Origin of the sequence: Hymenobacter sp. UV11 (assembly GCF_004684095.1) — a bacterium.
Classification (GTDB): domain Bacteria; phylum Bacteroidota; class Bacteroidia; order Cytophagales; family Hymenobacteraceae; genus Hymenobacter.
The window spans coordinates 310661-332072 of the sequence record NZ_SRII01000001.1 but is presented as its reverse complement, the minus strand read 5'-3'; the positions used below and the strand labels follow the sequence as shown (position 1 = coordinate 332072).

At 61.3% G+C, this 21412-nt stretch carries 18 protein-coding genes; 9 read left to right on the top strand and 9 right to left on the bottom strand.

Annotation, left to right across the window (positions count from 1 at the left end; all coding sequences use genetic code 11):
- Window positions 1-230: 230 nt before the first annotated feature.
- From E4631_RS01275 to E4631_RS01265, 3 genes are all read right to left on the bottom strand, one after another.
- On the bottom strand, window positions 231-3371 hold the full coding sequence (locus E4631_RS01275) for a glycoside hydrolase family 3 N-terminal domain-containing protein (protein WP_133658286.1): 3141 nt from the start codon (window positions 3369-3371) through the stop codon (window positions 231-233).
- A 185-nt stretch (window positions 3372-3556) separates the two neighbouring features.
- The gene (locus E4631_RS01270) at window positions 3557-4279 is read right to left on the bottom strand and encodes a diphthine--ammonia ligase (RefSeq protein ID WP_166648139.1); all 723 of its coding nucleotides are present in this window, start codon (window positions 4277-4279) and stop codon (window positions 3557-3559) included.
- A 171-nt stretch (window positions 4280-4450) separates the two neighbouring features.
- Window positions 4451-5404, bottom strand: a complete 954-nt coding sequence (locus E4631_RS01265) for a hypothetical protein (RefSeq protein ID WP_133658285.1) — start codon at window positions 5402-5404, stop codon at window positions 4451-4453.
- Between the two features lie 138 nt (window positions 5405-5542).
- Between E4631_RS01265 and E4631_RS01260 the strand changes: the two genes are divergently transcribed.
- Both E4631_RS01260 and kdsA read left to right on the top strand, forming a co-directional pair.
- Window positions 5543-6154, top strand: coding sequence for a methyltransferase domain-containing protein (locus tag E4631_RS01260; protein WP_133658284.1), 612 nt, complete (start codon window positions 5543-5545; stop codon window positions 6152-6154).
- Between the two features lie 71 nt (window positions 6155-6225).
- Window positions 6226-7086 carry a 3-deoxy-8-phosphooctulonate synthase gene (gene kdsA / locus E4631_RS01255; RefSeq protein ID WP_133658283.1) on the top strand — a complete coding sequence of 287 codons (861 nt, stop codon included), beginning with the start codon at window positions 6226-6228 and terminating at the stop codon, window positions 7084-7086.
- Window positions 7087-7096: 10 nt separating this feature from the next.
- Here the strand turns inward: kdsA and E4631_RS01250 are convergent, their stop codons facing one another.
- From E4631_RS01250 to apaG, 3 genes are all read right to left on the bottom strand, one after another.
- Window positions 7097-7435: a hypothetical protein gene (locus tag E4631_RS01250; protein WP_133658282.1), complete on the bottom strand. Its 339-nt coding sequence runs from the start codon at window positions 7433-7435 to the stop codon at window positions 7097-7099.
- Window positions 7436-7488: 53 nt separating this feature from the next.
- Window positions 7489-8277 carry an O-methyltransferase gene (locus E4631_RS01245; RefSeq protein ID WP_133658281.1) on the bottom strand — a complete coding sequence of 263 codons (789 nt, stop codon included), beginning with the start codon at window positions 8275-8277 and terminating at the stop codon, window positions 7489-7491.
- 128 nt (window positions 8278-8405) lie between these two features.
- Window positions 8406-8792 carry a Co2+/Mg2+ efflux protein ApaG gene (gene apaG, locus E4631_RS01240; protein WP_133658280.1) on the bottom strand — a complete coding sequence of 129 codons (387 nt, stop codon included), beginning with the start codon at window positions 8790-8792 and terminating at the stop codon, window positions 8406-8408.
- Window positions 8793-8919: 127 nt separating this feature from the next.
- Between apaG and E4631_RS01235 the strand changes: the two genes are divergently transcribed.
- Window positions 8920-9582 (top strand): uracil-DNA glycosylase, encoded by a 663-nt coding sequence (locus E4631_RS01235; RefSeq protein WP_133658279.1) that lies wholly within the window; start codon window positions 8920-8922, stop codon window positions 9580-9582.
- A 99-nt stretch (window positions 9583-9681) separates the two neighbouring features.
- On the opposite strand, the gene E4631_RS01230 is transcribed toward E4631_RS01235, so the two are convergent.
- The 3 genes from E4631_RS01230 to tsaD form a co-directional block, all read right to left on the bottom strand.
- Window positions 9682-10470 (bottom strand): C40 family peptidase, encoded by a 789-nt coding sequence (locus tag E4631_RS01230; protein ID WP_240734586.1) that lies wholly within the window; start codon window positions 10468-10470, stop codon window positions 9682-9684.
- Between the two features lie 97 nt (window positions 10471-10567).
- Window positions 10568-11023, bottom strand: coding sequence for an SsrA-binding protein SmpB (gene smpB / locus E4631_RS01225; protein ID WP_133658278.1), 456 nt, complete (start codon window positions 11021-11023; stop codon window positions 10568-10570).
- A 126-nt stretch (window positions 11024-11149) separates the two neighbouring features.
- On the bottom strand, window positions 11150-12151 hold the full coding sequence (gene tsaD, locus E4631_RS01220) for a tRNA (adenosine(37)-N6)-threonylcarbamoyltransferase complex transferase subunit TsaD (RefSeq protein ID WP_133658277.1): 1002 nt from the start codon (window positions 12149-12151) through the stop codon (window positions 11150-11152).
- Window positions 12152-12440: 289 nt separating this feature from the next.
- Here tsaD and E4631_RS01215 point away from each other — a divergent pair, with 289 nt between their 5' ends.
- The 6 genes from E4631_RS01215 (at window position 12441) to E4631_RS01190 (ending at window position 21409) form a co-directional block, all read left to right on the top strand.
- Window positions 12441-17048 (top strand): translocation/assembly module TamB domain-containing protein, encoded by a 4608-nt coding sequence (locus tag E4631_RS01215; RefSeq protein WP_133658276.1) that lies wholly within the window; start codon window positions 12441-12443, stop codon window positions 17046-17048.
- Window positions 17049-17201: 153 nt separating this feature from the next.
- Window positions 17202-18086 carry an ABC transporter permease gene (locus tag E4631_RS01210; RefSeq protein ID WP_133658275.1) on the top strand — a complete coding sequence of 295 codons (885 nt, stop codon included), beginning with the start codon at window positions 17202-17204 and terminating at the stop codon, window positions 18084-18086.
- Window positions 18087-18148: 62 nt separating this feature from the next.
- Complete coding sequence (locus E4631_RS26200) at window positions 18149-18502, top strand: DUF3098 domain-containing protein (RefSeq protein ID WP_205704184.1); 354 nt, start codon at window positions 18149-18151, stop codon at window positions 18500-18502.
- Between the two features lie 200 nt (window positions 18503-18702).
- On the top strand, window positions 18703-19533 hold the full coding sequence (locus E4631_RS01200) for an undecaprenyl-diphosphate phosphatase (protein WP_133658274.1): 831 nt from the start codon (window positions 18703-18705) through the stop codon (window positions 19531-19533).
- Between the two features lies 1 nt (window position 19534).
- The gene (gene truB, locus E4631_RS01195; RefSeq protein ID WP_133658273.1) at window positions 19535-20386 is read left to right on the top strand and encodes a tRNA pseudouridine(55) synthase TruB; all 852 of its coding nucleotides are present in this window, start codon (window positions 19535-19537) and stop codon (window positions 20384-20386) included.
- 72 nt (window positions 20387-20458) lie between these two features.
- Entirely contained in the window at window positions 20459-21409 is a 951-nt protein-coding gene (locus E4631_RS01190) for a bifunctional riboflavin kinase/FAD synthetase (protein ID WP_133658272.1), read from the top strand.
- Window positions 21410-21412: the final 3 nt, after the last annotated feature.

Here is a 21412-nt window from a genome sequence, read left to right as displayed (position 1 = left end):
AGCCAGCAGAGTTGACTTGCTAAATTGGCCCACAAGAAGGCAGTTGCTTCTGCGTCTTCTGCGCAAACCGCTGCGGCTTCTGCGGGCTAAAAGCTATTGGCAGTGTATGTCAACTTAGCAAACCCAAGTTGCGAGGCATGCTCCCCGGTCCGCCGGCTCGCGCCGGCGGACCGGGGAGCATGCCTCGCAACTTGGGTTTGCAAGTCAATTCAGCCAGGGGCTGCCCAGCCCTAGCGCAGCGCCTCAATCGCCACCTGCTGAATCTGGGTGCGCAAGTTCAGCTCGCTCAGCTTGTTGTTGCGCCGCGAGGGGTTAACGCGGTTGGTGAGCACGACTACCACCAGCTCCCGCTCGGGGTCGACCCAGAAATACGTACCCGTGAAGCCCGAGTGCCCGAAGCTACCCACCGAAGCGCCCGGCGCGGTGTTGCCGGCCGCTGCTGGGCTGGCGGGCCGGTCGAAGGCCAGGGCGCGCCGGTTGTTGGCCGCCTGCTGGCGCGTCCAGTCAGTCAGGATTTCTTGGCTGAAAAGCTGCTGGCCACCGTAGCGCCCGCCCCAGGCGTAGGCCTGCGCCAGCTGCGCCACGTCGTTGCTGGAGCCGAAGAGGCCCGCGTGGCCCGAGATGCCGCCCAGCAGCGCCGCACCCTCATCATCGACGTAGCCGTGCAGCAGCTGCCGCCGGAAAAGCGAGTCGTATTCAGTGGGCACGATGCGGCGCAGCGGCGCGTGGTGCAGCGGCTGAAAGTGCAGCCCAGAGCCCAGCGGCCGGTACACTTCCTTCGCCAAAAACTGCTCAAATGGCTGGCCCGTGCGCCGGAGCACCAGCTCGGGGTAGAGGTAAAAGGACAAGTCCGAATACACGTAGCCCGGCTTGGCATTGAGCGGCGCGGCCCCGATTTGCCCGTAGATGTAGCCCGGCAGCCGGCGGCTGCCCCACAGCCCGCGCGCCACCGGCAGCGGAAAGCGCGCCGATGAGTCGGCCCGAAACCAGGTGCGGCGCAGACTGCTATCGGGCTTGGTAAAGGCCTTCCAGAACGGAATCCAGGCGGGCAGGCCGGCTTGGTGGGCCAGCACATCGCGCAGCTTCAGGCCGGCCTTATTGGTCTTTTTCAGGAAAGGAAACAACTGCCCCAGCGTGCTGTCGGGGCTGAACCTACCTTGCTCTTGCAGCTTAAGCAACGCGGGCGTGGCGGCCAGCACTTTGGTGAGGGAGGCCAGGTCGTAGAGGTCGGTATTTTGCACCAGTGGGGGGCCGCTGGCCAATGGCCGGCTGGCTGCGGGCGCAGCGCTGGCGGCTTGCGCGCCGGGCTCGCTGGCCATGCTGCTCGCGGCTAGTAGCGCCGCTTGGCCCGCTGGCAGGGGGGTAGGCGCCTGCCCGGCCCCGGTGTATTGCTGGTAGCCGTAGCTTTTGCGCAGCACTATTACCCCGCGCCGGGCAATGAGCACCTGCCCGCCGGGCGTGGCGTGGGCCGCCAGCGCCTGCTGCATCAGGCTATCTACCCGCGCCTCCAGGCGGTTGTCCATGCCGGCATCCTCGGGGTGGGCGTAGGCTAGGCGCAGGCCGGGCTGGGTTGTGAGGCCGAAGCCGGCGGGCAGGTTATTCGCCACGGTGACGGGCAGCTTTCCCACGGCCCCTACCCCTCCAAAAATGAGCTGAGCCGCTAGCTGCTGGGCCTCGGGGCTTTCCTGGTAAGCCATGACCACGGCACTGGCTCGGTCGAAGTCGCGCACCTTGGCCGCCGCGTAGGCCGAGCCGAAGATGCTCAGAATCACTTGCTGGCCGGGTTTGGTCAGCTCGCGCAGCAGCAGGTTGGCCTCGGGCGCAATGCCGAAGTTGGTGGCGGGCAGGCGCCCCAGGCTTTGGAGCACCACCAGCACCACATCGTAGCCAAATAGCTTGGCGCGCATATCGGCCAGCTCATCGAGAGTAGGCGCGGCGGGCAGGTGAAAGTGCGCCACCTGGGCGTCGTAGTCCGTCACGGCCCGCTGAAACTCCGTGGTATCGGTAGGCTCGCCACCCAGCACCAGGGTAGCCAGGCGCAACGTATCGAGGCGTTGCAAGGGCAGCAAGTTGCGCTGGTTGCGCAGCAGCGTGAGGCTGCGCGCGGTGAGGCGGTGGGCCAGGTAGCGGGCGTGCGGCGGGTTAAGGTCGGCAAACAGGTTTTGCTCCGCAATGGGCCGGTAGCGGCGCAGGCCGGCCCACTGCTTGAGGGCCAGCACGCGCCGACAGCTCTCATCAATGCGCGCCTGCGAAATGCGCCCGCTGTCCACGGCGGCCAGCACGCTGGTGAGGGCCAGCGGCACGTTTTTGCTGAATTCCAGCACGTCGTTGCCGGCCAGCAAGGCGCGCACTTCAGCCTCGCCGGGCGGTACCAAGTTGGTGAGGCCCTTCATATTCATGGCATCGGTAAACACTACCCCCCGAAACCCCAGCTGCTGGCGCAGCACGCCCGTCACAATAGGTTTCGACAAAGTACTGGGTTCGCGCACGGTATCGAGGGCGGGCACGTTGAGGTGCGCCACCATCATGCCGCCTATCCCGTTGGCAATCATGTTTTTGAAAGGCGGTAGTTCCAGGGTATCGAGGCGCTGGCGGTCTACGCGCACCACTGGCAGGCCCAGGTGCGAGTCGGCGTCCACGTCGCCGTGGCCGGGGAAGTGCTTGGCCACGGCCAGCACGCCTGCGTCCTGCATACCGCGCATGTAGAGGCGGCTGAGGCGGGCCACGGCGGCCGGGTTTTCGCCCCACGAGCGAAAGCCAATTACCGGGTTGCTGGGGTTGTTATTGACATCGACCACCGGCGCGAAATTGACCTGCATGCCCAGCCGCCGAAACTGCCGCGCCACCTCGCGGCCCATGTCATAAATGAGCAGCGAGTCGGCCGCCGGGGCCGCACCCAGCGTCATCTGATACGGAAATTTCAGCACGCTGTCGAGGCGCATACCCACGCCCCATTCGGCGTCCATGGCCACCAGCAGCGGCACCCGGCTCTCTCGCTGAAAACGGTTCAGCAGCCGCGTTTGCCGCACCGGCCCACCCTGAAAATAGATGAGCCCCCCGATGCCATAGTCGCGTATCAGCGTCGAAATCGAGTCTTGGTAAATCGCGGGTTTATTGGAATACGCCGCCAGCATAAACAGCTGCGCCACCCGCTGCCGGGGCGTGAGCGTGCGCATCAGGCTATCGACCCAGCTGGAATGCAGGTATCGCAAAAAAGCGGGCGCCTGACCTACTACGGCCTTTTTAGGGGGGGTAGGCGCCGCGTGGCGCGGGTGCAAGCGGGCAGCCCGAGTAGCAGGGCGGCGCTGGGCCGAAGCCAGCAGCGGAGCCGCCAGCAACAGCAGCAGCCACAGGTATTTTTTAGAAATCAAGCGAAGGAGCGACAAAAGGGAGGGCTGCAAAAGTCGCACAAAATGGAGGGTAAGCCTCAGCTTACCAAAAAAAGTGTAGGGTAGGCTTTAGCCTGCCGGGCAAATGCGCGGTAAGCTTTAGCCTGCCGTAAAGCAACCTATTAATCCGGCTTTTACTTTTAGAAAACGGCGAGCTAAAGCTTCCCCTACGCTGGTAGCAGGTCTTGGTACCAGAAGCCGGTGGCAAAGGGGTCATCAGCCCCAGCCGGCGCGGCGCTGCCCGCGGCCGGCGCATACGTGCGGCGCACCAATTCGCCTTTGGTGAAGGAAATAGGCGCGCTGAAATACGGGGCGTCGAAGACAAAGCTGTGGTATTCGCCATTTTCGCCGCAGGGGTCTACACCGGGCGGCAGGTCGCGCAAAAAATCAGCATCGAGCAGCCGCCCGCAGAAGCTGGCATCGAGCCAACGTTCGTTCACGCACACGATTATCGCCCGAAAACCCAGGTCCAGAAACTCACGCAGCAGCTCGGCGCCCGGCCGCTGCCACAGCGGAAACTCGCCGCGCAGGCCCGCCCGCGCCAGCTGCTGCTCACGGTAGGCCCGCAAATCTTCCAAAAAAATATCGCCGTAGAAAGCGGCTTCCACGCCCCGCGCCCGCAGGCTGCCCAGCGTAGCCTGCTGCGCTTGGTCGTACTCCGCCATCGCGGGCATTTCGGGTAGGCGCAGCTGGGTAAGGGGCAGACCGATGCGCGTTGCTTGGGCTTCGAGCAGCGCCACCCGCACGCCGTGCATCGATACGCGCTCGTAGTGGGCGTTCACGCTCGTGAGCAGGTGCGCCACCTGGTAGCGCGGGTCGTGCCGGGCGTGGTACAGGGCCAGGGCCGAGTCTTTGCCGCCGCTCCAGCTCAGCAGCGCTTGGGTGGGCATAAGGGAGGGGGGTATGGAGGAAAGATAGAACAACAAAGAAGAACGTCCTACTGAGCTTGTCGAAGCATCTCTACCGCGCCGTTTGGTTGCTAATCCAGCGGCGTGACAGAGATGCTTCGACAAGCTCAGCAGGACGTTCTTCTTTGTTGTTTTTAATGCACCTAATGCACTCTACTTCAGCGTAAACGTGGCTTTGCCCATCAGGGCACCACCTTCGTACAGCTCCACCGTGTGCTGGCCGATTTTGTAGTCGCCGCCCTTGGCATACACAAAATTCAGTGCCTGCTTGCTGTTGTCAAATACCACGTCTTGCTTCATGGTATAGAAGGCCTCCTGGCCATCCACGGTGAAAGTGCCGCCGCCCGTGCTCAGGTTGTAGAGGGCCGCGCCGTCGGGCTCCAAGATGCGCATGTAGATAGTTTTGGTATCCTTGGGCGTCACATCGTTGCGGGCCAGGTTAAAGGTCACCTTCACGCGGTCCACCTTGCGGGCCTTAAACTCCTCCTTGTCGTCGTCCTTCTCCTTGTCGCGCTTGTTGAGCACGCTCACGTGGATGCTATTGGCCTGCACGCGTGAGGCTACCGTCACTTTATCGCTCAGGTCGCGGTTGGTTTTGGCGATGGTGCTGATGGTGTCGGTCAGCTTGTTCTGCCGTTCCTTCAGAGTGGTGGTTTCGGTATACAAATTCTCGTTCGACTGCTTCAACTCGGCAATCTGCTCATCTTTTTTCTTAAGCTGGCTTTCCAGATTGATCGCTCGCTGCTTGAAAAGCCGCTGTTGCGCCACCGAAAACGAGCCGGCTTTGAACGAGCGCAGTTTCAGCAAGTCGGCGTTAATGCTCGAAATACGGGCTTGGAGCGAATCATTGCTCAGACCCAGCTTTTGCAGGTCCTGGCTCTGGCGCTCGTAGCTGGATTTCAAATCTTCGTACTCCTTTATCTGGGCTTGCAGCTTCGTGTCTTTGGCCTGCACTTGCGTCGTGAGTTGCTCATTCTCAGTCTTCTTCTGCGAGTTCAGGTAGAATAGCACCCCGTTGATGCCCAGCAGCACGAGCACGAGGGCGACCCATAAAAGGACACGGCTGTTGTTTTGGCGGGGTTCGGGATATTCCTGTTTTGGCTCCATAAAGAGGGGGGCTGGGTGGATGAAGTGGCAGAAAACAAAGGTGCTCGTCAGGACCGGCCTGGTCGCTACTTACCTTTGCCACGGGTAAAAATAGGCGTAATTTCCAATCGGCTCCGGCCTTCTTTATACTTAGCTGCGGTGCAAACGGTTTTCCCGCCCTTCGATGCGGCCTATTGGCAGGCCCGCTACGCCACTCCCGGCCGCGCCGGCTGGGACGTGGGCGGCCCTACCCCCCCGTTGCGCGCCTATTTCGACCAACTAGCTGTGGTTCAGCAGCCTCGCATCCTGATTCCGGGTGCCGGACGGGCCTACGAGGCCCAGTACCTGCACCGCCTGGGCTTCCGAAATGTAGTAGTGGCCGACCTGGCGCCCGAGCCCCTGGCAGCCCTTGCCGCCCGCGTGCCCGACTTTCCCAAAGAAAACCTCTGGCTAGCCGATTTCTTCGCCCTACCCCCCACCGAAGCTTTCGACCTGGTCATTGAGCAAACCTTTTTTTGCGCCCTCGACCCCAGCCTGCGCCCTGCCTACGCCCGGCAGTGCGCCGCGCTGCTACGACCAGGTGGCAAGCTGGTAGGCCTGCTCTTCGACACCGAGTTTCCCAACGCCGCCGAGCCGCCGTTCGGCGGCAGCCGTGAAGAATATCGGGCGTATTTCGCGCCCTATTTTCAATTTAGCCACTTCGACACGGCGTATAACTCGCTGCGGGCGCGGGCCGGGCGCGAGCTATTTATTTGCCTGCGCCTAGCATAAGCGTTAGCTTGTGCGAAACCCGTTTAGTCTGACCAAGCACAAGCTAACGCTTATGCTACATTTTCCTTCCCATGCTCACTTCTCTGGCCCAGGCCCTACCCCACTTCCGCAACACCAACTCCGGCCAGTTTTTTCTAATGGCCGGGCCCTGCGTTATCGAGGGTGAAGACATGGCCCTGCGCATTGCCGAGCGCATCAAGCACATCACCGATAAGCTCCAGATTCCTTACATCTTCAAGGGCTCGTACCGTAAGGCCAACCGCTCGCGGCTCGACTCATTCACGGGCATCGGCGACGAAACGGCGCTGCGCATCCTGCAAAAAGTGGGGCGCGAAATCGGGGTGCCCACCGTCACCGACATTCACGAGTCGGACGAGGCCGCGCTGGCCGCTGAGTACGTGGACGTGCTGCAAATTCCGGCCTTCCTCTGCCGCCAAACCGAGCTACTGGTAGCCGCCGCCAAAACCGGCAAAGTGGTGAATATCAAGAAAGGCCAGTTCCTGAACGGTGAGGCCATGCGCTGGGCCATGGACAAAGTGCAAGGCGCTGGCAACCCCAACGTCATCCTCACTGACCGCGGCAACTCCTTTGGCTACAGCGACCTGGTGGTGGATTTCCGCAACCTGCCCACCATGCGCAGCTTTGGCGTGCCCGTGGTGATGGACGTGACGCATTCCTTGCAGCAGCCCAACCAGGCCAGCGGCGTCACTGGCGGCCAGCCCGCCCTCATCGAAACCATCGCCAAGGCCGCCATCGCCGTGGGCGCCGACGGCCTCTTCATTGAAACGCACCCTACCCCCGCCACCGCCCTCTCCGACGGTGCCAACATGCTACCCCTCGACCAGCTCGAAGCCCTCCTGCAGCGCCTCACCCGCGTGCGCGAAGCCGTGCGCCCCACCGGCGATATTGACCCGCACGGACTGAATGCCTAAGGCTGGCAGTTTATTTCAGCTTCTCTTTTAAGTAATCGAAAAGCTGGTCGAACCGCTGATTCACTTGTTCAAACCGCTGGTTCACTTGTTCGAACCCTTGGTCCATTTGCTCGAACCGCTGGTTCATTTCCTGGCGCAACTCATTCTGGCCTTGTTCCAGTTGAACCGTTTTATTGAGCGAAAACTCAATATTATCGCTTTGAGCAGTTATTGAGTTTGTAACTGTGAGCGTGAGTTGGCGCACTTGGGCTGATACCCGCTCCACTTTCGCAGCGGTTTCGTCCAAGCGAGCGAGCATCTCGCTGATGACAGGTTCTAATTGGTCGAGGCGCTGGTCGGCGGTGGGCATGAAAGAAGGCAAGTGAGGATGAAAAACGAAATTAGCGCCAAAGGTGGCTACGTTCAATACCGAAGCCAGAAGTCCTGCCGAGGCTGCTTCTTCCGAAAAAACACCAAGCCGACGTAGAATAAATCGACTGTGATGGTCACGGCTGAGTGCGCCTTAATGGCCGCCCAGGCCTGCTCCATCTCGGCCGACCAGTGGATATCATCCAGCACGAATACACTGTGTTCGTGCGCCTTAGCCAGGCACGCTTCGAAATAGCGCAGCGTGGGCTCGTAGCGGTGGTTGCCATCGAAGAACACGAAATCGAGCGGCTTGTCTAAATCGGCCAGGGTAGCGGGCAGCGTGGCATCGAGGTTGCCTTCGACCAGCTGCACGTTCGTGATTTTCAGCTGCTCAAACGTTTGGCGGGCCACGGCCGCCGTGTTGGGGCAGCCCTCAAAGGTGAGCACCTGGCTGCGCGAATCGGCCAGGGCCAGGTAGGCCGTGGTGAGGCCCAGCGAGGTGCCCAGCTCCAGGATGGTAGCGGGCTGAAAGTGGTTGACCAGCCGAAACAGCAGCTGTGCCAGCCGCGGTGACTTAGCCGCGTGGCGGGCAATGTCGCGCACGGCCCGGCGGCGCCCGCCAGCTCCGGCCACCTGCGAGCCGGCCCCGAAGTCCGTCACGTCCAGCACTTGGTCGCTGGCCAGCAGCTCCTGGCGTCGCTTTTCTACGAGGGGGTAGGCGCGAAACTCGCCGTCGTGGCGGATAACGGTGGTATACAGCCCAAACACGAAAGGCGAGTGCAGCCCGTGGGCATTGCCCGAGCGCAGCAGCCAGTGGCGGAGATAAGCGAGTAGTTGGTACAAATTTTTAATCGTCTGTCATTGCGAGCCTGCGAAGCAAGCGCACCTGCACGATAATCCAAACAATTCGTTCTGGTGCGATTGCTTCGCAGGCTCGCAATGACAGACGATTTCAGTGCCGCATTTCTGCCTTAATTCATCCGGAACGGCACCATCAACGTAAACTCCGGGATGTTGACCCGAAACTGCTCGCCGTTGGCCACGCGCTCCATGAGGTAGGTACCGCGCATCTTCCCTACCCCCGATTTCAGGTTGCAGCCGCTCACGTATTGGTGGCCCTCGCCGGGTTCCAGCACGGGCTGGCGGCCTACCACGCCCTCGCCCTCCACTTCGCGCATACCGGTATTTACATCGGAAATGTACCAGTGCCGCCGCAAGAGCTTAATAGTGAATTCGCTATCGTTTCGAATATCAATACGATAGGCAAACACAAAGTGCTCCTGAGCGGGGCTGGAGTAGTCGGGCAAGTAATTAGTCGTAACCGTAACGGTTACGCCCTGCGTAGTGGTAGTTGGCATAGCGGCGGCCGGCGAAATTACGCTCTCGGGGCAACAGTGGCCCCACAAGTTTGGTTTTGAAGACTCAACGCGAGGCCTCCTGGTTTAGTTGTTAGCTGCTTTTTTCCTTTTCCTACTTTTCTCTCTCATGGTCAAAATTGCCGAAAGCTGGCGGCCGGTACTCGCCGCCGAATTTGAAAAACCCTATTTTCAAAAGCTCACGGCCTGGGTGCGGGGCGAATATGCCACTACCACCGTGTACCCGCTGGGCTCGCAAATCTTTCATGCCTTCGACGCGTGCCCATTTGACGAGGTAAAGGTGGTTATCCTGGGGCAAGACCCCTACCACGGCAAAAATCAGGCCCACGGCTTGGCTTTTTCGGTGAATGAGGGCGTGCGCACCCCGCCGTCGCTGCAAAATATTTTTAAGGAGCTGCAAGACGACCTGCCCGGCACGCCCGCGCCCGCCAACGGCAACCTCGACCGCTGGGCTCAGCAGGGCGTTTTGCTGCTAAATGCTACCCTCACCGTGCGGGCCGCTACCCCCGCCTCACACCAGAAAAAAGGCTGGGAAGAATTTACGGACGAAGTAATTCGCAAGGTGTCGGCGGGCCGGCCGCATGTGGTTTTTATTCTGTGGGGTGCCTATGCTCAGAAAAAAGAAGAGCTGATTGACGCTGGTAAACACCTGGTTTTGAAGGCCGCCCACCCCTCGCCCTACTCCGCCGACCGCGGCTTTTTCGGCTCCAAGCCCTTCAGCCAGGCCAATGGGTGGTTGCAGAAACATGGCGAGCAGCCGATTCAATGGTAAGTAGCGCGAACTTTCCAGTTCGTGCGCGAGCGCAGCGAGCATCATCGTGCGCGGTGCCGTCTGCCTTGCTGCACTCGCGCACGAACTGGAGAGTTCGCGCTACAGCAAGCGCTTGATTAGGCGCAGCTTGTGGCCGTATTTCTGGCGGTCGCGGTTGAAGATGCCGTGGTGGTCGAGCGGGTCGAGGCGCACCTCGCCCGAGGCGTGCAGAATGACACCATCGTCGAAGACCATGCCCACGTGCACGATGGCGCCGTCGGCATTATCGAAAAAAGCCAGGTCGCCGAGCTGGGCCTGGGTCACAAAATCGACGGGCTCGCCCAGCGTAATCTGCTGCTTAGCATCGCGCGGCAGCTGCACGCCGATGAGGCCAAACAGCGTCTGCATCAGCCCTGAGCAGTCGATGCCGAAAATATTCTTACCCCCCCACACGTAGGGCGCTTTTAGGAACTGCTGGCCCATCTTGCGCAGTAGCACTAGCTGGCGCTCGGGCAGGCACGACTGCGCTAGGTTGGTAGCCGTGCCGTTGAAAAACAACGGGTTATCGTCGCCCAGCTGCAGCGTCATGCCGTCGAAGAAGGGTAGGCGGCAGCCCAGCGTGATGGGTTGCCGGCGGTCGGCACTGGATACTACCTGCACCACGTCGAGCACGCGCGGGTGGTCCTGGCCGCGCCAGGCGGCGAAGTAGGCGTCGCTCACGGGCCGATGCTGCTTGAAGTCAATCCAACCCAAATAGTTGTCAGCGGCGGCCTCGATGCGCAGCCAGTTGCCCTGGGTTTGCAGCACCGTGTAGCACTCGCCAAACAGCAATTCGGTGACCAGCTCGGCGCGGTCGGTGGGCTCGGCGCGAACCGGAACGGCGCTAAGCGCGCAAATACCGTGGTTCAAAAGGCAGGTAAGTAAATGAGTAGATGAGTAAATGAGAGGCGGCGGCAAATGAGCAGGACCCCAAAGGGAAAACTTACTCAGTTGCTCACCTACTCATTTACCGAAAGCGCTCCATTTCTCGTTTCTGGTCTTTGGCCTTGAGGTCTTCGCGCTTGTCGAAGAGCTTTTTGCCCTGGGCCAGCGCGATTTCGAGCTTGGCGAAGCCGCGGTCGGTCACGAAAAGACGCAGCGGAATGATGGTGAGGCCGGTATCCATCTTGCCGGCCAGCTGCTTGAGCTCGCGCTTATTGAGCAGCAGCTTGCGGGCGCGCATGGCGTCGTGGTTATTGTAAGTACCTAGCGTGTAGGGTGCTATGCGCACGCTGTGCACCCATAGGTCGCCCTTGTGGTCGAAGGTGCAGTAGCCATCCTGGAGGTTGACTTCGGAGGCGCGCACGCTTTTTATCTCGGTGCCTTGCAGCATCATACCCGCGTCGTACTTGGCCAGGAACGTGTATTCGTGGCTGGCGCGGCGGTTTTTAATGCTGACGTTGGCGGGGGTCTTGTCTTTCATACCGCAGATTTAACGGATTTAACGGATTGTGCGGATGCAGGCGTAAAGGTATTGCGCGTGTAGGGTACGCTTTAGCTTGCCGTTTTGACGCTACTTATTTGGTAGTGCGGCAAGCTCAAGCTTACCCTACGCTAGTTTCAAGCGCGGGTCGGGGCTGGTGAGCTGGCTGGCAAAGTCGCCGGCTTCGTATTGAAAAATAGCCGCTTGGCCCACCATCGCCGCATTATCGGTACAAAATTCGAAGTCGGGAATAAATACTTCCCAGCCTTCGGTTTCGGCCATTGCTTGCAGGCCCTGGCGCAGGCCCGAGTTGGCCGCTACCCCCCCGGCCAGCGCCACTTGCCGCAGGCCGGTGGCTTGGACCGCTTTCTTGAGCTGGCGCAGCAGTGTTTGCACAATGGTATGCTGGATGCTGGCGCAGAGGTCGGCCAGGTTTTCTTCAATAAAGGGGGGGTAGGCGGCGGTTTCCTTTTTCAGAAAATAGAGCACCGACGTTTTCAGGCCGCTGAAGGAGAAGTTGTAGCCCTCCAGCGCGCCCTCGGGAAACGTGAAGCGGCGCGGGTTGCCGGTTTGGGCCAGCTTGTCGAGGCGCGGGCCGCCGGGGTAGGGCAGGCCGAGCAGCTTGGCCGTTTTGTCAAACGCCTCACCGGCCGCATCGTCGATGGTTTGGCCCAGAATTTCCATATCGGCCGCGCCGCGCACCACCACCAGCTGCGTGTGGCCACCGCTCACGGTGAGGCACAGAAACGGAAACGCCGGCTTGGGCTCCCGGATGAAATGCGCCAGAATATGCGCCCGCATGTGGTTCACGGCCAGCAGCGGCTTGCCCAGCGCCAGCGCCAGGCTCTTGGCAAAGAGGTTTCCTACTAATAAGGAGCCCAGCAGGCCCGGCCCCTGGGTTACGGCTACGGCGTCGAGGTCGTCCTTCGTAATACCCGCCTGGCGCAGCGCGGCCGTGACGACGGGCAGCAAGTGCTGCTGGTGCGCCCGCGAAGCTAATTCGGGCACTACCCCCCCGTATTGCTCGTGCACAGCCTGGCCGGCCACCACGTTGCTCAGCAGCTGGCCGTTTTGGAACACCGCCGCGCCGGTGTCGTCGCAGCTCGATTCGATGGCGAGAAGAGTCATTTCAATTAGCAGTGAGCAATTAGCAAGTAATCATTTGTCATTGCGAGCCTGCGAAGCAATCGCACCCGCACGATGTTCGAACGACTCGTTCTGGTGTGATTGCTTCGCAGGCTCGCAATGACAGATAGGGTATGGCAGCCTCGGTTACTTCCCAGTAGAAACCGCAAAGGTCGGGCGAACCTGCGCGCCACTGGCTACGTTGGGCCGACTGGTACGCGCGAAAAGCTGCACCTTTGCGTTAGTACCGGCTCATCTGGGCGTTTTTCTTAACCTGCTTTCGCCTTTTTTCGTGCGTCGCGTCCTCCGTATTCTGCTCCGAATCTTGCTTGGGCTGGCCGTGCTGCTGGTGCTGGCAGTGGGCGGGGCGCTGCTGGCGCTGCGCGTGCCGAGCGTACAAACGCGAGTGGCACACGAGATTGCCGACGTGCTGACCAAGAAGCTGGGCCAGTCCGTAACTATTGGTAGCGTCGATGTGCGGCCGTTTTCGCACGTGCTGCTAGAGGGCGTGCGGGTGCTGGACCGGCGCGGCGGCGAGCTGTTTGGGGTGGGTAGGGCCGATGCGGATATCAAATTATTTTCGGTGTTTGACCCACGGCACCTGCACGTGGGCACGCTCACGCTCACCGAGCCGCACTTTGCGCTGCGCGACGTGGCCGGGCGCCCCGACTCGACCACGCTCGACCAGTTTCTGGCGGCCATCAAGCGCCTGAGCGGGCCGCCGGATACGACCACGACATCCAAGCCGTTTGACTTTCAGCTGCACGACGTGGCTATTCGCAACGGGCAGTTTATCCTGGAGCGGCCCGATGAGCCGCGCCAGCCCCACTATGGGCGCGCCGTGGACTATGCCCACATGCGGGTCGATAGCATTTATGCCGACATCTCGGCTCTCAACTGGAAAACCGACACGCTGCGCGCCCGCATTGCCAACCTGCGCGCCGTGGAAGTACCGTCGAACACGCACCTACGCGAGCTCACGGCCGATATTCAGTACAACGCGCACTTCTGGGATTTTGGCGGACTAACCCTGCGCGTGGGCCGCAGCGAGCTGCGCAAATACGTGCGCTTCGAGTACAAGCGCTTCGGCAATTTTTCGGACTTTAATGACTCGATGCGGGTGGTGGCGCAGCTGCGCGGGGCCAAGCTTTACACCGACGACATTGCCAAGTTTGCCCCCGATTTGGCGTCGCTGAAGGACTCCATCTTCATCTCAGGCGATGCCAAGGGCTACGTGCGCGACTTCCAGCTTAAGAACCTGGACGTGCGCTACGGCCGGCGCACCCACATCGTGGCCACCCGCGCCCACGCCGACAACCTGCCCCGCTGGCGCGAAAGCCTAATTGACCTGCGCCTCCGGCCCTCGCAAATCGACGCCGCCGACCTGCGCCGCTTCCTACCCCCCTCGGCCAACAAGCTGGTGCAGCGGCTGGGCCTGATAAAGCTGGACGGGCAGTTTGTGGGCTTCTACAACGACTTTGTGGGCAAGGCCAACTTCGACACGGCGCTGGGCGCGGTTGCGACCGATGTGAACCTGAAGACCAAGACGGATTTTGATCACGCCGTGTACGAGGGCACCATTCGCAGCACAGCATTTAACATTGGTAAGTTTGTTGGGGATGAGTCGTTTATCCGCGATGTGACGCTGAGTGGCAAAGTGCGGGGCACGGGCTTTGTGCCGCCTGTGGCCAAGGGCCACGCCGTGGTAACAGTGCCCGCCATCTGGCTCAATGGCTACCGCTACCACAACCTGAGCCTAGACGGCGACTTTGCCGGGCAGGGCTTTAAGGGCCAGGTAACGGCCGATGACCCGGCTGTGCGCCTCACCGCCAACGGCGATTTTAACCTCGACCCCAAGCATCAGCACATCGACGTGCTGGCCAACGTGGCGCACGCCAACCTGGGCACGCTGGGCCTGCTGAGCGTGCCGCTGACCGTGAGCACCACCGCCCGCGTGAACCTGCGCGGCACCCAGCTCGATTCGCTGCTGGGCACGGCGCAGCTACGCGGCTCGCACTTTGCGCTGCGCGGCCAGCGCCTCGACCTCGACACGCTGGATGTGCACAGCACCCGCAGCAGCCGCGGCCAGCGCGAAGTCACGCTGCGCTCGGAAATGGTAGATGTGGCGGCCAACGGCGCGTTTGAAGTGGCCACGGTATCGCGCGACTTGCAGACACTGTGGCACGAGTACCGGCTCAACTTTGAGAGCGATGCCGCCGCCACGGCCGACTACTACCGGCGCAAGCGCCAGGTACGCCAGCCCACCTACGCTATTGAGCTGGATATCAATCTCAAGCACATCAACCCCGTGCTGAACCTGTTTATGCCCGACTTGCAAGTGGCCGACCGCAGCCACCTCGACGGCTCATTTCGGCAGGGCGAAACGTCGATTTTGCAGCTCGGGGGCAAGTTTGACAGCATCTGGTACGGGCCGGTGCACACGGTGGCGACGGAGTTTGACTTCACCACCTCCAAGCTGCCCTACCAGCCCGAAGTGCTGGCGCAGGCCAGCGTGACCTCGGCACAGCAGCTGGTGCCGGGCCTGGGCCGCACCGAGAAGTTTGTGGTGGAAGGCGTGTGGGACCAGCAGCGCATCAATTTCTCGACCTCGCTGGCCCAAACGGGCACCACTAACCGCGCCACCATTAACGGGGCACTGGAGTTTTTGCCCAACGCGGTGCAAGTCATTTTTCGCAAGAGCGGCCTGCACCTGCTCGACCAGGAGTACACGATTGCGGCCGACAACTCGGTGCGCATCAGCGGGGGGGGTAAGGAGTTTGACATTCAGAATTTCACGCTTACCAACGGGAATGAGCGCATTAGCGCGCAGGGGTTCATCTCGCCCGATGCGCGCCGGCCGCCGCTCAAGCTCGATGTGGCCAACTTCGATTTATCGGCGCTGACCTCCGTTATCGGGCAGCGGCTGGGCGGACGGCTGAACATGCAGGCCGCCGTGAGCGGCATCTATAACCAGCTGGCTATCAATAGCACGCTGGCCGTCGATTCGCTCGTGTACGAGGGCACGCCCATTGGGCAGGTGGCGGGACGCGGCGACTGGGACAACCCCAGCGGCCAGCTGCGGGTGAACCTCGACGTGGCCCGCCAGCAGCAGCGCGTGCTGACCGTGACGGGCTACCTGGCGCCCGGCTCGGCCACCCAGCAGCTCAACCTGACCGGCGAATTGAACGACGCGCCGGTGGTGCTGGCCCAGCCTTTCCTGGGCAGCATTCTGCAAAACCTGGGCGGCACGGGGCGCGGCAGCTTGCAGCTCGGCGGCATGTTCAGCGGCCCTACCCTAGCTGGCGCGGTCGATGTTACGGATGGCCGCTTCACCTTTGGCTACTTGGGCACGACCTATAAGTTTGCGGACCGCATCAGCTTCACTACTACTTCGATAAGCTTCAACAAGGTGCAGCTGCGCGACCAGCAGGGCAACCTGGGCACCGTGACGGGCCTCATCCGGCACCAGGGCTTTCAGAATATGGTGCTGAGCATGAACGCCAGCTTCCGTAAGTTTCAGGTGCTGCACACCACGCGGCGCGACAATGACTTGTATTTCGGCACGGCCTACGCCACCGGCACGGCCACCGTGCGCGGCCCCGCCGACGACCTGGTGGTGGACGTGCAGGCCACCTCCGAGGCCGGCACCCGCCTGGCCCTACCCCTCGACAACGCCGCCAAGGCCGAGCAGGCCAGCTACATCAAGTTTGTAAACCGCAACCTGCTCGACTCGGTGCTGCGCCGCCAAGCGCGGCGGGCGGCGATAGTATCGGCCCAGGACAAGGTAGACCTTTCGGGCATTCGGCTGAATATGAACCTGACGGTAACGCCCGACGCCTACCTGGAGATTTTGCTGGATGAGGCCACCGGCGACGTTATTCGGGGCGCCGCCACCGGCCAGCTGCGTTTGAACATCGATACGCGGGGCGATTTTAACATGTACGGGCAGGTCGAGATTGTGCGCGGCGCCTACAATTTCACGCTGCAAGGGCTGGTAAACAAGGAGTTTGTGGTACGGCCGGGCGGCATCATTACCTGGAACGGCGACCCGCTCGACGGCCAGATGAACGTGACGGCCACTTACACTCAGCGCACCTCGCTGGCCCCGATTTTGTCGACCACCGGCTCGGGCACGAGCGGCGCAGTAGTGCCCGTGACGGCCGTTATGAACCTGACCGGCCCGCTGCTGCTGCCGGTTATCAAGCTGGCGCTGGAGTTTGACGACGCGCCCAGCTCGCTGCAAAACGACCTGGCGGCCTTTATCGCACTGCTGCGCAACGACGAGCAAGAACTGAACCGGCAGGTATTTAGCTTACTGGTTTTCCGCACGTTGTCGCCGACTAATAACAGTAATTTCAGCGGCGTCTCGCTCACGGGGCAAGGCAACGCGGTGCAGAACAGCCTGGGGCAGATTATCTCGTCACAGCTCGGCTTGCTGACTTCGCAGATTGACCAGAACCTGGAGATTGACTTCAATATCAACGGCCTCACTGCCGACCAGCTGCAGGCGCTGCAAGTGCGCCTGAGCTACTCGTTTTTGGGTGGCCGCCTGCGCCTCACCCGCGAGGGCGGCATCAGCAATTCGGCCAATACCTCGACCATCAACCCGGCCACCGGCTTACCCTATACGCAGTCGTCGTTGATTGGCGATTTCAGCCTCGAATATTTCCTGCGGCCCGACGGCAAGTTCCGGGCAAAGCTGCGCTACGAAACCACCCCGCGCGACAACATCGTGACTACCGTGAACCAGCCGCGTGCCGGTATCTCGCTGCTGCACACCAAGGAATTCAACAACCTCGGCGAGCTCTTCAACCGCGAAAAACCGAGCCGCCGCCAGCGCGATACCGAGCGCGCCCGCGAAGTGCTGACGGTAGACGAGGACAAGCGCACGACCCTTTGACCGCAGATTTAACAGATTTCGCGGATACGCCCACTGCGTGGGCTGCCTAGGTGGGCGAGCGTAGAGGAGAACTATCGCATAGTCAGCCCACGCAGTGGGCGTATCCGCGAAATCTGTTAAATCCGTTAAATCTGCGGTTACCTTTGCGCTTCTATGGCCCGGCCCCGCAAAAAGAAACTTGGCTCCTACCCTACCCTGCTGGTGGTGTTCAGCGTGACGCTGGCGCTGGTGGTCATTGGGCTGTTTGGCCTGCTGTTGCTGCACGCTCACAAGCTGGGCGAGTCGGTGCGCGAAAACCTGGAGGTGCAGGTGTACCTGGAGCGCAACCTGCCCGAAACCGAGCTGCTGCGCCTGCAACAGGACCTGGAGCACCAGCCCTACGTGGCCGAGCGCGAGGGCCGCGCCCAGGTGCGCTTCGTGAGCAAAGAGGAAGGCGCCCGCCAGCTGCTCGAAAGCACCGGCGAGGATTTCCACAACTTCCTGGACGACAACCCGCTGCGCGACGCCTACGCGCTCAAAATCCGGCCCGAGTACACCGACACCATGCACCTGCGCCTGCTGGGCCGCAGCCTGAGCCAGCAGCGCGGCGTATTTGAGGTGCAGTACCCCAAGAGCCTGTTTGCCAGCATCAACCAAAACCTGGCGCGGGTGAGCCTGCTGCTGCTGGGCTTTGCAGCGGTGCTGGTGCTGGTGGTGGTCATTTTGATTAACAATACGATTAAGCTGGCCATGTTTTCGCAGCGGCTACTCATCCGGTCCATGCAACTGGTAGGCGCAACGCGGTTCTTTATCCGGCAGCCGTTCATCAGGCGCGCCACCTGGCAAGGCCTGGCCAGCGGCTTTCTGGCCGCGCTGGTGCTGCTGGGTTTACTGCAATACGCTTATCTGGAAATCACGCAACTGCGCCTGCTACGCGACGACCACCTCATCGGCCTGCTGCTGCTGGGCGTGCTGGGGCTGGGCACAGCCATCGGCTTTTTCAGCTCCTATTGGGCAGTTAATAAATACTTAAACGTGTCGCTCGACGAACTCTACTAGTAATCAGTACTCAAAGAAGAACGTCATGCTCATCTGGCGTCCTTTTTTGTCCTTTGAAACTTATGCAACCGACCTCCCCTACCCCCCGCTTTGCCTTTGGGCCCCGCAACTACCGCCTGATGTGGGCGGGCCTGGCCGTGCTGGCCGTGGGCTTCATCACCATGATGCTGGACAAGGCCGACTACGGTGAGGGCTTCCTGGGCCTCACGCTGGGGCCGATTTTGCTGTTTGTGGGCTTTCTGATTGAGTTTGCGGCCATTATGGTGCGCAGCAACCCCGGCGAGCTGGTGCCCGCTGCGGCCGCGCCGGTGGTAACCACCGCGCCCGTGGCGGCACCGGTTGCGCCGGTAGCCGCGGCCCCGGTGGCCCCTACCCCCCCTCGCCCAGCCAAACCGGCTTATAAGCGGCCGAGCTAATACTGTTTGTCATTGCGAGCATGTTGCGCATCAAGCAAGGGCGAAGTGAAGCGCGACCATCTTTCCTTCATGCTAGGCTTACTAACCTAGTGAAGTGAACGACCAAGGAAAGATGGCCGCGCTCCACTTCGTCCTTGCTTGATGCGCAACATGCTCGCAATGACAAACGACTAATAATCAATAACTAACAAATACCAAGAATGACTTACTGGCAAGCGCTGCTGCTGGCGATTGTGGAAGGAATCACCGAATTTCTTCCCGTTTCGAGCACTGGCCACATGATTATCGCCTCCAAGCTGCTGGGCATCGCGGCTACCCCTTTTGTGAAGCTCTTTTTAGTGGTGATTCAGCTCGGAGCCATCCTATCGGTGCTGGTGGTGTACTGGAAGCGGTTTTTTCAGAGCATTGACTTTTATTTGAAGCTGCTGGTGGCGTTTATGCCCATTGTGGTGGTGGGGCTGCTGCTAAAAAAGCACATCGACGCCCTGCTGGAATCGGTGACGACGGTGGCCGTGATGCTGCTGCTGGGCGGTATCGTGCTGGTATTCATCGATAAACTATTTCCGCAGGAAGACTCGCAGCACGGCGGCCACCCGGTCACGAACCCGAGCTACAAGGAGGCGTTTATCATCGGCTTGTTTCAGTGCATAGCTGTGGTGCCGGGCGTAAGCCGCTCGGCGGCTACCATTATCGGCGGCCTCACGCAGAAGCTGACGCGCAAGGCGGCGGCGGAGTTTGCCTTTTTCCTGGCCATGCCTACTATGGCGGCGGCGGCGGCCAAGGATATGTATGACTACTACAAAGAAGCTCATAGCCAAGGCATTGAACTAGGCAACTTGTTTTCGGGGCAGGAAGTACAACTGCTGGTGCTCGGCAACGTGGTGGCCTTTGTGGTGGCGCTGCTGGCCATTCGGCTGTTTGTGGGCTTCGTGGCGAAGTATGGCTTTCGGGCGTTCGGTATTTACCGCATCATTGTGGGCGGGCTGCTTTTATTGATGATTGGGCTGGGCCTCAATCTGCAACTGGTTTAGTATGAGCGAGAAAAAACAGCTGGCAGACTTTGACTTCGAAACGGGCGAAGTGCTGTTGCTCGATAAGCCGCTGACCTGGACTTCGTTTGACATCGTGCGCAAGGTGAAAAACACGCTGCGCCCGCGCAAAATCGGCCACGCCGGCACCCTCGATCCGCTGGCCACTGGCCTGCTGATTCTCTGCACTGGCAAGAAAACCAAGGACATAGACCAGATTCAGGCGCAGGAAAAGGAATACGAGGGCACCTTCCGCCTGGGCCAGACTACCCCCAGCTTCGACCGCGAAACGGCCGTGGACGCCGAGCTGCCCTACGCGCACCTGACGGAAGCCGAAATCCGGGCTGCCGTGCTGCCCTTTCTGGGAAAAATTGAGCAGATACCCCCGCTGTTTTCGGCGGTGAAGGTAGACGGTAAGCGCGCCTACGATTTGGCCCGCAGCGGCCAGGAAGCCGAAATCAAGCCCAAAACGGTGGACATAAAGGCGTTTGATATCACGCGCATCGAGTTGCCGGAAATCGACTTTCGGGTGGTGTGCTCGAAGGGCACGTATATCCGCAGCCTGGCCCGCGACCTGGGCACGGCGCTGGGGGTAGGCGCGCACCTCACGCGGCTGGTACGCACGCGCATCGGCGAGTACAAGCTCGCCGACGCCTGGACGGTGGCCGAGGTGCAGGCCCTGCGCCCGCCCCGCCCCGAGCCCACTGAGGCCCAGCCGGACGCGGCCCCTACCCCCCGCCGCCCGCGCGAACGCCACCTGGCGCCGCGCGTCGGCCTCGACTACTTCGCCGCCCAGCAGGCCGAAGCGCAGGTTGCGCCGCCCGCAGATGCAGCAGAATCAGCCGAACCCGCGTAGTACCAGGCCAGGGCCAACGGAGCCGTCCACAAAATCCGTGAAATCCGTTAAAATCCGCGTAATCCGTGATTTATGGTAGTTATCACTGACCCCGCCGACTTTCCGCGCCTGAATAATGCCGTGGTCACGAGTGGCACCTTCGATGGGGTGCACCTGGGGCACCAGCGCATACTGGCGCGGCTGCGGCAGGTGGCCGACGCGGTGGGCGGCCCTACGGTGGTCATCACCTACTGGCCGCACCCGCGCCTGGTGCTGGGCCCGCCGCCCTCACACCCCGAGCTGCTCGAATTGCAGCTGCTCAACACCCTGGACGAGCGCGCGGCCCGGCTGGCCGAGCACGGCGTCGATTACCTGCTGGTGATGCCCTTCACCCGCGAGTTTGCGCAGTGGACCTCGGAGGAGTATATTCAGGAATTATTGGTAAAAACTGTGGGCACCAGCCATTTGGTGATTGGCTACGACCACCGATTTGGCAAAAACCGGGAGGGCAGCTTCGACTACCTCAGCCAACACGCGGCGCGTTATGGCTTCACGGTGGAGGAAATCTCCAGGCAGGATGTGGACGCGGTGGGCGTGAGCAGCACGCGCATTCGGCGGGCGCTGCGGGCCGGCGATGTGGCCACTGCCACCGCCTACCTGGGCTACCCCTACCCCCTCACCGGGCTCGTGGTGACGGGCCAGCAGCTGGGCCGCACCATCGGCTACCCCACGGCCAACCTCGACGTGCCCGAAAAGCTGAAGCTGGTGCCGGCCATCGGCATCTATGCGGTGTGGGTGACCACGGCGGCGGGCACCCGGCACCCCGGCATGCTGGCCATTGGGGTGCGGCCGACTATTGGGCAGGACCTGGCGCAAACTATTGAGGTTAATATACTTGACTTTCGGGGTGATTTGTATGGGCAATTACTGACGCTGGAGTTCGTTGCCTGGCTGCGGGGCGAAGAAAAGTACGACGGCCTACCCGCCCTCACGGCCCAGCTGGCGCTCGATGCGCGGGCTACGCGGGCGGCGCTCGGCGCTTAGGCA

Excerpts from the sequence above, each read along its gene's own strand:
- E4631_RS01270 (WP_166648139.1), bottom strand. The coding sequence starts at position 4,279 with ATGCCCACCCAAGCGCTGCTGAGCTGGAGCGGCGGCAAAGACTCGGCC.
- E4631_RS01265 (WP_133658285.1), bottom strand. The coding sequence starts at position 5,404 with ATGGAGCCAAAACAGGAATATCCCGAACCCCGCCAAAACAACAGCCGT.
- kdsA (WP_133658283.1), top strand. The coding sequence starts at position 6,226 with ATGCTCACTTCTCTGGCCCAGGCCCTACCCCACTTCCGCAACACCAAC.
- E4631_RS01250 (WP_133658282.1), bottom strand. The coding sequence starts at position 7,435 with ATGCCCACCGCCGACCAGCGCCTCGACCAATTAGAACCTGTCATCAGC.
- apaG (WP_133658280.1), bottom strand. The coding sequence starts at position 8,792 with ATGCCAACTACCACTACGCAGGGCGTAACCGTTACGGTTACGACTAAT.
- E4631_RS01235 (WP_133658279.1), top strand. The coding sequence starts at position 8,920 with ATGGTCAAAATTGCCGAAAGCTGGCGGCCGGTACTCGCCGCCGAATTT.
- smpB (WP_133658278.1), bottom strand. The coding sequence starts at position 11,023 with ATGAAAGACAAGACCCCCGCCAACGTCAGCATTAAAAACCGCCGCGCC.
- tsaD (WP_133658277.1), bottom strand. The coding sequence starts at position 12,151 with ATGACTCTTCTCGCCATCGAATCGAGCTGCGACGACACCGGCGCGGCG.
- E4631_RS01210 (WP_133658275.1), top strand. The coding sequence starts at position 17,202 with ATGGCCCGGCCCCGCAAAAAGAAACTTGGCTCCTACCCTACCCTGCTG.
- E4631_RS26200 (WP_205704184.1), top strand. The coding sequence starts at position 18,149 with ATGCAACCGACCTCCCCTACCCCCCGCTTTGCCTTTGGGCCCCGCAAC.
- E4631_RS01200 (WP_133658274.1), top strand. The coding sequence starts at position 18,703 with ATGACTTACTGGCAAGCGCTGCTGCTGGCGATTGTGGAAGGAATCACC.
- truB (WP_133658273.1), top strand. The coding sequence starts at position 19,535 with ATGAGCGAGAAAAAACAGCTGGCAGACTTTGACTTCGAAACGGGCGAA.
- E4631_RS01190 (WP_133658272.1), top strand. The coding sequence starts at position 20,459 with ATGGTAGTTATCACTGACCCCGCCGACTTTCCGCGCCTGAATAATGCC.